Source organism: Prevotella sp. 20925_1_30, assembly GCF_041433025.1.
In the GTDB taxonomy this organism is placed as follows: Bacteria; Bacteroidota; Bacteroidia; order Bacteroidales; family Bacteroidaceae; genus Prevotella; species Prevotella vespertina.
This window is the reverse complement of sequence record NZ_JAPWAR010000054.1, coordinates 1-4135: the sequence shown is the minus strand read 5'-3', so window position 1 is coordinate 4135 and position 4135 is coordinate 1. Positions and strand designations below refer to the sequence as shown.

4 protein-coding genes and 1 pseudogene are annotated in these 4135 nt (G+C 39.1%); 1 reads left to right on the top strand and 4 read right to left on the bottom strand.

The window, feature by feature from the left end; translation table 11 throughout:
* A pseudogene (locus tag O3603_RS11850) lies at positions 1-586 on the top strand (helicase); the annotation flags it as partial.
* Positions 587-837: 251 nt separating this feature from the next.
* On the opposite strand, the gene O3603_RS11845 reads toward O3603_RS11850, so the two are convergent.
* From O3603_RS11845 to O3603_RS11830, 4 genes are all read right to left on the bottom strand, one after another.
* Entirely contained in the window at positions 838-1836 is a 999-nt protein-coding gene (locus tag O3603_RS11845) for a nucleotidyl transferase AbiEii/AbiGii toxin family protein (RefSeq protein ID WP_371523032.1), read from the bottom strand.
* The gene (locus O3603_RS11840) at positions 1821-2528 is read right to left on the bottom strand and encodes a DUF6088 family protein (RefSeq protein WP_315456899.1); all 708 of its coding nucleotides are present in this window, start codon (positions 2526-2528) and stop codon (positions 1821-1823) included. The genes O3603_RS11845 and O3603_RS11840 overlap by 16 nt, the downstream gene beginning before the upstream one ends.
* A gap of 90 nt (positions 2529-2618) precedes the next feature.
* Positions 2619-2927, bottom strand: coding sequence for a helix-turn-helix domain-containing protein (locus O3603_RS11835; protein ID WP_315456897.1), 309 nt, complete (start codon positions 2925-2927; stop codon positions 2619-2621).
* On the bottom strand, positions 2915-4135 hold a 1221-nt coding region (locus O3603_RS11830; protein WP_371523031.1), incomplete at its 5' end, for an AAA family ATPase. The genes O3603_RS11830 and O3603_RS11835, both read right to left, overlap by 13 nt.

Here is a 4135-nt window from a genome sequence, read left to right as displayed (position 1 = left end):
CAGCACCGATATCAAGGCCATTGCCGCACGTCTGCAGGAGATAGACGAAAAAGCTCGCACCAAAGGCGAGTACAACAAAATCGGCGAGATATACGGTTTTTCCATAATGGTCAAGACGGAGAGCACTTCCAAGGACTTGTTCGACTGTTCAGTGAATCGCTTCTTTGTGAAAGGGCAGGAGAGTATCTACTATACCTATAATAACGGTAAGTTGGCAACTGATCCGAAACTTGCGTGTCAGAACTTCGTTAATGCTTTGGAACGTATTCCAAAGGTAATAGAGTCGCATGAGAAGGAAATGGCAAAGGTTGTGGCTAACAAAGACGTTTACACCAACATTGCCAACAGTTCTTGGAAGAAAGAGGACGAGCTTCGCTCACTCAAAAGTGAAGCTGCTGAATTGGACAGAAAGATTGCGCTTACCCTTGCTCCACCAGATGAAGAAAAGGAAGAAAAAGAGGAAATAAAGCAAAGAAAAGATTTATCCAACAACTACTCTGCCAAAATAAAGAATGAGAACAATCCTGTCCAAGACAAAGAGGAAGATAGTCGTTTGCAGACTTTTAGACCCAAGTGGAGACGTTAAAAGAATGGTTGTTTTTCTTTCCTGCAAGTAAACTAATAGTTGACTTATGAGGAAATTTTCGAACTATTCCCAAGAGGAAAATCAGCCAATATATATCTATGCGATAGTTAGACTTTGGCAATAAAATAAATATTTTGCCAAAATCTAACTGTTAGGTTTGATGCCCTTTGTCATTAATCATCTCGCTTTCGTACTACCTCATCTATCTCCTCCCTTTGATATTTGCTTTAAGAATCTATAAAAGATAATCCCTATTCATTCGTGAGGTCAATTTCTCTCAAAGACTTCAGTATTTTCAGAAATGATGCTTTTATGGTATTTGAAGATGGAATATCTCGATAAGCTATAGCAGATAGGTTCTCTACGTATTTGGGAGTCAAAATCTCCCATAAATGATCAAAATCCACTACCAATGGAGACTGATTTATGTCTTTTAGGTCTTTCCAGCCCAAAGGCTCGTCAAAAGCTTGTTGGTCATGTTCCACCAAAGTCTTTATGTCTCGAACAAATTCTTTTCTACATACATAATCTTCTAATTCTTTGATATTCAATAGCGCATTCAAGTCATAGAAGTGGCGTATTTTAGATGATAATGATGCTGTTGGCTGCTCGCTCATTGAAAAGCGAATGAGAGACACTATTTTCTCGCACAAGGTTTGTTTAAGAGATAAGACATTTAGTTCAAAAGGTTCAAGGTGATACATCTCTATCACATCTTCCATCTTTTGCTTTTTCAAATATGTAGTTACAAAAGGCTCTATCGTTCTTTTCTCATATGGAAAAGGATTGGCAAATGCACTAATCTCTACAATAATTCTCGCAGGAACAGGATTTACAGAAGTATCAAAACCTGTATGGGCTGTATAAGAGAAGGCTTGCTTCCTATATTTTGAGCCCTTGGATATATCTGAAAAAGTTTTGTCCTCTGTCAAGCCCATAGTAACCTCTTTCATCAAGTTTGATAAAAGCATTTTAACCTGATTACCACTCATATCCCCACTGATAACAGCAAAGTCCACGTCCTCTGAAAACCTATCTATCAGTTGATATGCCTTTGATAAAGAAGTTCCTCCCTTAAATACGATTTTTGGCGCATAAGAACTTCTTGACAATGCACGAAGTATTCTTGAAATGTGGTAGTCTTTCTCTATTAACTGTATAGGGATTTTCAAATCTTCTGACGAAGTTTGTACCAATTCCATGAATAACTCAGTGTCTAAATATAGAGAATCTTTTATTGTATGTTCCATTGACTAGAAACTAAAGTTGGTGAGAGTCCTACTCTAAATCGTGTAAGTGGACTTAATGTTTGAAATAATGTAGCCGCAAGATAGTCATTGGTTAGCATAGAACCCAATAAGGCTCGCGTGAGTGGAGAGTATTTTAAGGCAAGATTGACCAGTTGCGTCTGCTCATCCTCAGAGTAGTCATTGACTTTTGCCTTTAAAAGAATATATGATCTGTCAGTAGTTGTATCAGGTATCTTCTTAATCCATTTCAAGCAGTCTAATATACGCAGCATTTCGATATTATCTCTGTTGATGGGATTTTTCTGCAATACAAAACGAATCGTATACATTCCACGTTTTCCGTTCCGTTTAGGGAAATTGGAGCCTATCTCAAGAGTTGAAGACTGTTGCGTTGTCAATCCAAACAGGTTGAATGCATAGAACCCGGTCAGATAGCCTATAGGGGTGTCGTTGTCATAGAGTAAGTCACGGAATCGTTCTTCCATGGACGGACCAACAACACCAAATCTTGTTCGTTTGGGTTTATAATAAGTACCTCGACTAAGGCGCTCTATTTCGCCCTCTTGAACCAGTCTTCCCAATGTGACTACGGCAGCATTTTGCTCACTGCGAGAAAGCCCTAAGTCTTCCAATCGGAACACTTTTCCCGTCTCAAAATTTGAAATTTTATTTTTAATACTTTTGCTTGTCATACAAATTGTTCCTTTTGCAAAGGTATATATTTTGTTGTGTAAATGCAAGTATTTACACAACAAAACAACAAGAATTTAGTATAAGGAGACTTACCAACCATCTCGCTTCCGTACCATTTCATCTATTTCTTCCCGAAGAAAAAGCAATCGACCATTAGCTTTGAGGTAAGGAATTTTCCCTGCCCAAACCCAGTTATAGATAGTCTTTTGCTCAACTTTCAAGATTTTAGAAACATCTATGATGTCCAGATATTCCGGTTTCAAAGGTGGACGGATGGTTGTATCGACGGATTGCTCTTGCAGAACAAGTAGCTGGTCGAGTTTATTCTCGACAGTTCTTAGTTTATCAAACAATTGTTTGCACCAATCTGTTTCTGAAATATCGTTTAAGTACGGCATAATTCTCCTTTCTGATAGTTACCATTAGTATCTTGTGCCAAGATATTTTGTTCTCTCATATAGGCGATGTACTTCTTTGCTGTTCTATCCTTAATTACCATTTCTCGCATCAGAACGTCACAAAGTTCTTGATAAGTGAGTTTGAAAGAATGTCGGAAGGCTTCTTTGACGACGGCAATAAGTTCTTCGGTCTTGCGCTTTTCCTTATCTTCCTTCGACTTCTCGCCACGATAGACGTGCATGTCTTCAGTTTTATCCCAACCGAAGAGCATCATTGGAACATCTAATGGGCTTCCGTCACGGACTTTCAATGCCTTTACGACCGAATATTCAGGATTGTCGTCCTTTTCTATGGAGAGAATACCCGCCGCCTTACGTTGAAGTTCCGAACCAATATGCCCACGCAACTTTATGCCATTAGGCACAAAGTGAAGCACACAGACAATACAGGTATTGTAAATACCTGCCAATCGGTAGAGTTCATCTACAATGGCTATACTTTCCGTTTCATCGTTGGCTGAGCGTATCAAGTCAGCAATACCATCAATTACCACAATATGGATACCGCCATGCTTGTGATAGAATAAGTCCATACTCTCACGAATGATTTTTAGCCTGTCTTTGCGGGATAGTGATGCCAAGTAGAGTGAATGGTAGAACTCTGGAACAGTCTTTACTCCTGCACGACGAAGTGTCTTTCCCAAGTTCTTGTGCAGCTGTGCTTCAGACTGCTCCGTATCATAGTGGAGTACTGCTAATCCTTTTGGGTTAGCAGTTATCTCTAATCCTAATGTCTGTTCAGCTTGTAATCGTTCCGAACCAAGTGTGCCTGAAAGGATTCCAGAAATATAGTTGCTCTTACCTGTTCCTTCTCCACCTGTGATACAAAATAGATTATCCTGTGTCCCGAGTGGAACACCATTGACTGCCACAACTGATTTTGAAGCGTCAGGTGGATTATCGTAGTCAATTTCACAAGATTTTAATATCATCATTGTCTGCGAATACATATTGGTAAACATATCAGAAAGGAGAACTTTCAAGTCATTCGAGTTATTTCCCAGGGCAAAGAAGTCAGATATATCTTTCTCCGACTTAATCCCTTGCAATGGTAAGGTCAAGCTCAAAACCTTATATTGAATGAGTGCATTTGTTTGTTGTTTGGCTTCTCTTATTCCCGTCTCATCAGTGTCATATAATATGATAAT